Origin of the sequence: Dolichospermum sp. UHCC 0260 (assembly GCF_009711985.1) — a bacterium.
Taxonomy (GTDB): Bacteria; Cyanobacteriota; Cyanobacteriia; order Cyanobacteriales; family Nostocaceae; genus Dolichospermum; species Dolichospermum lemmermannii.
This window is the reverse complement of sequence record NZ_VIKZ01000046.1, coordinates 50,604-56,742: the sequence shown is the minus strand read 5'-3', so window position 1 is coordinate 56,742 and position 6,139 is coordinate 50,604. Positions and strand designations below refer to the sequence as shown.

General features: G+C 37.0%; 5 protein-coding genes and 1 pseudogene. 5 read left to right on the top strand and 1 reads right to left on the bottom strand.

Annotated elements, in window-relative coordinates; translation table 11 throughout:
- The 3 genes and pseudogenes from FJR08_RS17285 to FJR08_RS17275 form a co-directional block, all read left to right on the top strand.
- Nucleotides 1–344, top strand: a pseudogene (locus FJR08_RS17285) (RNA-guided endonuclease InsQ/TnpB family protein); the annotation flags it as partial.
- 265 nt (nt 345–609) lie between these two features.
- On the top strand, nt 610–897 hold the full coding sequence (locus FJR08_RS17280; protein ID WP_015079314.1) for a DUF4090 family protein: 288 nt from the start codon (nt 610–612) through the stop codon (nt 895–897).
- Nucleotides 898–1,124: 227 nt separating this feature from the next.
- Nucleotides 1,125–1,487 carry a phage holin family protein gene (locus FJR08_RS17275; RefSeq protein ID WP_015079313.1) on the top strand — a complete coding sequence of 121 codons (363 nt, stop codon included), beginning with the start codon at nt 1,125–1,127 and terminating at the stop codon, nt 1,485–1,487.
- A 104-nt stretch (nt 1,488–1,591) separates the two neighbouring features.
- On the opposite strand, the gene FJR08_RS17270 is transcribed toward FJR08_RS17275, so the two are convergent.
- On the bottom strand, nt 1,592–2,740 hold the full coding sequence (locus tag FJR08_RS17270; protein WP_015079312.1) for a cysteine desulfurase family protein: 1,149 nt from the start codon (nt 2,738–2,740) through the stop codon (nt 1,592–1,594).
- Between the two features lie 127 nt (nt 2,741–2,867).
- Between FJR08_RS17270 and FJR08_RS17265 the strand changes: the two genes are divergently transcribed.
- Nucleotides 2,868–4,508 (top strand): DUF655 domain-containing protein, encoded by a 1,641-nt coding sequence (locus FJR08_RS17265; protein ID WP_168633992.1) that lies wholly within the window; start codon nt 2,868–2,870, stop codon nt 4,506–4,508.
- 103 nt (nt 4,509–4,611) lie between these two features.
- A complete protein-coding gene (locus tag FJR08_RS17260) occupies nt 4,612–6,060 on the top strand; it encodes a bifunctional orotidine-5'-phosphate decarboxylase/orotate phosphoribosyltransferase (protein ID WP_168633991.1) in 1,449 nt (482 codons plus the stop codon).
- Nucleotides 6,061–6,139: the final 79 nt, after the last annotated feature.

Genomic DNA, 6,139 nt, shown 5'->3' with positions numbered 1-6,139 from the left:
GGTAAAAAATCATTGTTTAGCAAAATCAATTAGTGACGCTAGTTGGTATTTGTTCAGGCAGTGGATTGAATATTTTGCGGTTAAATTTGACAAGATTGCTATAGTCGTAGCACCTCATTACACTTCTCAAAAGTGTTCTAGCTGTGGCGTAATTGAAAAAATCTCTATCAACTCGTACCCATAATTGTGTTTGTGGCTGCGAATTGCACAGAGATACAAATGCTGCAATTAACATTCTTAATCTGGCAAAAAATAGGGGAGGGCATCCCCAAATTAACGCTACAGGAGTTAGAATCTCTACTCTAGTTGGTGACTCAGCGCGGTCTTGGGGGTTTCCCCCATGAGCGACTGAGGAACCCGTAAGGGTGAAAACCTGCTAGAGCAAATTCTGACGATGAATGTAGAATCCCCGTGTCTTTAGACCGGGGAGTGTCAATTCTGTAATAACTTTTGTGCGTAGGTTTAAAGAATCCATAGCAAATTAATGTAAATTAATCAAGCGATAAGTTAATTATATATCAGAACTAGCGGAAAAATTTATTCTAGCTGAACCGTCCCTGTTCCCTATTCCCTGGTAAAATATTTCAACATCTTTGAAAATACGTTACCATGACTACTGAAAATACCACAGGTGCTGATGCTATTGATAGAGCGATATCAAGGGGAATTGATTTTGATGGTTCTCCTATTCCCATAGTTAAATTAGACCTATATGAACAAGTTATGGGTTTAGAATCAAGCAGACAACGCAGCGGTGTATCCAATACCATGCGTTCTCGCATTGTTCGGATTGGTGCTAAACATATTCCCCAAACTGAACTTGATCAAAAGCTAGTTGCTGCTGGTTTTGCACCTTTAAAAGAAAAGGAAATTGCTTTTTTCTACGGTGGTAAATAAAAGACAAAGAATTCCGTGCAAAAGTCAGATCCCCGACTTCTTAGAGAAGTCGGGGATCTGGTGGTTTATAGTAAACCTAAAGATATCTAGAATAAATTTAAGTTCTCATCAAAAATGCTGCTAATTTATAAATAATTGGTTAAGCTACAAAGATTTTTAGATCAAGAAACCAAGTCAACCAGGTATTTATCGTCATATCAACATTCACGTTTTGTGGGGTTCTGGTAATGGATATTACGACGCTGTTAATTGTTTGGTTAGTCACGGCTGTTAGCTTGTGGATTATTAGTAAATTACCTTTAGGAGTGGAAATTGATACTCCAGAAAAGGCAATTTTTTCCGCCGCAGTTTTAGGTATTATTACAGCACTAGTTAAGCCAGTTCTCAAAGTTTTGTTTGTGATACCAAATTTAGCCACCTTTGACTTATTATCTGGTATCTTCACTTTCATGATTGCTGTTGCTTGTTTTAGTATTGCTGCTTGGTTAGTAGATGGTTTCCGGTTACGTTATGGCATTTGGAGCGCAATTTTAGGTGCTTTTGCGCTTACTCTTGTCAATAACATTATCTACAAATTATTAGGTGTTTAATTGGTAATTGGTAATTGGTGATTGGTAATTGGTGATTGGTAATTGGTAATTGGTAATTGCTTACTATCACCTATTCGTTATATTATCAATACGAATCCCAAAAATCAATCTGGGATTAATCTCTGCAAAATCTGTTTCAAAACTATCCCAGTCCAATCAATATCGGCTGCCGTTGTCTGTTTCCCTAAAGTTAATCTAATTCCACATAAAGCCGCTGTTTGAGAATATCCCATTGCTAATAAAATGGGACTAGGGCTTAATTTTCCACTATTGCAAGCCGCACCTGCACTAATACCAATTCCGGCTAAATTTAACTGTCTTACCAAAGTTTTGCCGCTAATTTTTTCCCCGTCTGCTGGTTTTAAATAAAAACTGAGATGATGGGGTAAACGATGAATTTTGTCACCTGTGGGCATTAAACCGGGAACATCTGCTAGAATGGCAAAGAGGCGATCGCGCAATAGGATTAATCTCCCTGTTTCCGTCTCCAATTCCTGGGCTGCTAACTCCGCAGCTACTCCAAATCCAGCAATAGCGGGCGTTGCTTGCGTCCCTGAACGCAGTCCGTTCTCCTGTCCACCCCCACCCAGTAGCGGCATTAATTCCACTCCAGTCCGCACATATAACGCCCCTGCACCCAAACCGCCATAGATTTTATGACTGGATAGACTCAATAAATCTACGGGTAAAGTCTGCACATCTAGCGATAAACGTCCAGCAACTTGCACTGCATCTGTGTGAAATAAAGCGCCGTGTGTTTTTGTGATTTTCCCCAATTCAGCAATTGGTTGAACTGTTCCTATTTCACTTTGTCCATAAATCACAGATACCAACACGGTGTTATCTCGTAAAGCTGCTTTTAAGTCTTCGGGGTTGACTCTTCCTTGATGATTTACACCTAAACGGGTAATTTCCCAACCCCAATTTTCTAACATTTTCGCCGGTTCTGAAATGGCGGAATGTTCTACACTGGAAATGATCATATGTTGGGGAGTAGTGTAACATCGTGCCACTCCCATAATCGCTAAATTATCCGCTTCTGTTCCCCCAGACGTGAAAATAATAGATTCGGGAACTGCGTTAATTAATCCTGCAACTTGGATTCTGGCTGTTTCCACAACCAAGGCGGCACGGTTGCCCCATTCATGTAAACTGGAAGGATTACCCCACTGTTGTGTTAAGATTTTTTGGATAATTGCGATCGCTTCTGGACGAGTTGGGGTAGTTGCACTGTAATCTAGATATATTTGCATAAAAATTAATAAATAAGAGTTTCGCGCAGAGACGCAAAGGGGCAAAGACGCAAAGGAAGAAAGAAGTTAATGCAGGGTGTGATATAAATACATTAAAATCGCTGTAATTTACTTTGATCAGATTACTGTGTTTATTTTCCCACAAATCCGCTATTTTTCTTATATCTTTTTATTGCTATTCACTTTAGGTGGTTGTCAACAAGTGCAATCATCAAATCAGCGTTTAGCACCTTTACCTCAAGATTCTTTAATTCAAGTTTACTTCAATAATTCCCAATCTTCGGAATATCAAGAGACTTATCGTCAGCAAACCCGCTTGGGGGATGATTTAGAAAAGCAGATTGTTGACACTATTTCCCAAGCTAAATCTACTGTGGATATAGCTGTCCAAGAGTTACGTTTACCAAAAGTTGCTCAAATATTAGCACAAAAACAAAAGGATGGCGTAAAAATAAGGTTGATTTTAGAAAGTAATTATTCTCGGACTTGGAGTAGTTTTACTGCTGCGGAAATAACTAGGTTAGGAAAAAAAGAACAGGAACGATATCAAGAATTTCGGAAATTTGTGGATATTAATCAAGATCATCAAATCACACCGGAGGAAATTAGTCAACGGGATGGTTTAGCTATTGTTCAAAATGCCAATATTCCTTGGATTGATGATACTGCTGATGGTTCAAAGGGTAGCAGTTTAATGCACCATAAGTTTGTCATTGTTGATCATCGGTTTGTGATTATTACTTCTGCCAATTTTACTTTGAGTGATACTTCTGGAGATCTTAGTAATTCTAGTAGTTTAGGAAATGCCAATAATTTACTAAAAATTGATAGTTCTGAATTAGCAAGTTTACTCACGGAAGAATTTAATATTATGTGGGGTGACGGAATAGGAGAAAAACCAGATAGTAAATTTGGTGTTAAGAAACCTGTTCGCGCACCAAAAACAATCACATTAGGTAACAGTAAAGTTACAGTTCATTTTTCTCCAACTTCTCCCACTCAACCTGGGAGTATTAGCAGTAATGGATTAATTGCTAAAACTTTATCTAAAAGTACAAAAACTGTTGATTTAGCATTATTTGTATTTTCAGATCAACAACTTGCCAATATTCTAGAAGAACGTCATCATCAAAATGTGCAAATTCGGGCTTTAATTGCACCACAATTTGCCTATCGTCCCTACAGTGAAGCGTTAGATATGATGGGATTTGCTTTAAGTGATAACTGTAAATATGAAGTTGATAACCGTCCTTGGAAAAATCCCATTTCTACTGTGGGAGTGCCAATTTTACCTAAAGGAGATTTATTACATGATAAATTTGCAGTTATTGATAACAAAACTGTTATTACAGGTTCACATAATTGGTCAGAAGCTGCTAATCATGGTAATGATGAAACATTAATAGTGATTGAAAATCCTACAGTTGCGAATCATTTTCAACGGGAATTTAACCGACTTTATGGTAAAATAAAACCCGGTTTACCAGCAAATATTAAATCTAAAATTGATACGGAAGTTAAAAAATGTCCCCAAATTAAACAACCATCATCTTTCGTAAATTCGATTAACACTAAAATTAATCTCAATACAGCAAGTCAAGCAGAACTAGAAACTCTGCCTGGTGTGGGTAAGAAGTTAGCCCAAAGGATAATTATAGCGCGTCAACAGCAAAAATTTACTTCTTTACAAGATGTTGATAAAGTACCAGGAATTAGTGATAAGATTTTAGCAAAATGGGAGGGAATGATAATATTAACCTCAGATTAACGCATATACGGATAATTGTGTTACCATTAATGATATGATGGTAGAGAAAACGGGTTAGTATTTTAGTAAATGCCTTAAAGTTAAAATATTGCTAGGAGAACTTATGAAATTTTACGATAAATTGAATGGGGCGATCGCTCAAAATCAGAGTTTACTATTTGTAGGACTAGATCCTAATCCAGAAATGCTCCCTGAACGATATTCCCAGAAATCAGATCCCAAAAGTATGATTGATAGTCTGTGGGATTGGTTAGAATTTACTATTTCCCAAACCAGTGATTTAGTATGTGCCTATAAACCAACTCTGGGATTTTACGCAGCTTTAGGTATTCCGGGATGGGAATTATTAGAAAAAACTTTAAACGCTATTCCTGCCCATATTCCGATTATATTAGATGCCAAACATAGCGATCTTAATACTAGTACAATTTTCGCTAAAACTGTTTTTGAAGAATGGCAAATTGATGCGATTACATTGAGTCCTTATGCAGGACAAGATCACGTAGCACCCTTTTTAGTTTATCCCGATAAAGCCGTTTTTATTTTGTGTACAACTTCTAATCCAGGTGCAGTGATTTTGCAGCAATACCCTACAGCGGAATCCCCTTTTTATTTACAAGTAGTCAAAGAAGCAAAAAATTGGGGAACACCTGAACAACTGGGTTTAGAAGTAGGAACTATTCAACCAGATATTTTAGCAAAAATTCGCAAAGAAGCACCAGAAAGAGTAATTTTAGCCCGCAGTATTTGGTCTGAAGGTGGTAATCTTAAAAATTTGCTATCAGCGGGATTAAATTATAATGGTGATGGGTTACTTCTTCCCGTTTCTCAAGATATGTTAGGGAGTGAAAATCTATGTACACAACTGCAATCTTTAAGGGCGGAAATTAATCATCTCAGAACTGAAATTTCCCAAGAAAACTCCGCTTGTTCCGTCTGGTTTCCTGATGTTTGTTTGTTAAATAAACACCCGCTTTTAGATTTAATTTTACAACTTTATGACATTGGTTGTATCATGTTTGGTGAATTTGTCCAAGCTTCTGGTGCTACCTTTCCCTATTATATAGACCTCCGCAAAATCATTTCCAATCCCCAAATATTTCATCAGATAGTAATTGCTTATGCAGGGATTCTTAAAGACCTAACTTATGATAGAATAGCCGGTATTCCTTATGGTTCTTTACCCACTGCTACTGGATTATCATTACATCTAAATTCCCCGATGATTTTTCCCCGCAAAGAAGTAAAAGCACACGGAACCCGCAAGGTAATAGAAGGTAATTTTAATCCTGGAGAAGTTGTTGTCGTTGTTGATGATATTTTGATCAGTGGTAAAAGCGTAATGGAAGGAGCAGAAAAGTTAAAATATGCAGGATTAAATGTCAATGATATTGTAGTATTTATGGACCATGAGCAAGGTGTAAAAGACAGATTGCGAGAAAATGGTTATCAAGCACACGCAGTTTTAACAATTTCTGAAATTACAGAAACTTTATATGCAGCAGGCCGTATTAGTGAGGAACAATTTAAAACTTTATCTGAAATAAATTAGACATTTATTCTCAAGATAGTGATACAAAAATAATTCAATAATTAGGATTTTGTAGTAAACTGTTTATTAGTTTGACTAG

Excerpts from the sequence above, each read along its gene's own strand:
- FJR08_RS17280 (WP_015079314.1), top strand. The coding sequence starts at position 610 with ATGACTACTGAAAATACCACAGGTGCTGATGCTATTGATAGAGCGATA.
- FJR08_RS17275 (WP_015079313.1), top strand. The coding sequence starts at position 1,125 with ATGGATATTACGACGCTGTTAATTGTTTGGTTAGTCACGGCTGTTAGC.
- FJR08_RS17270 (WP_015079312.1), bottom strand. The coding sequence starts at position 2,740 with ATGCAAATATATCTAGATTACAGTGCAACTACCCCAACTCGTCCAGAA.
- FJR08_RS17260 (WP_168633991.1), top strand. The coding sequence starts at position 4,612 with ATGAAATTTTACGATAAATTGAATGGGGCGATCGCTCAAAATCAGAGT.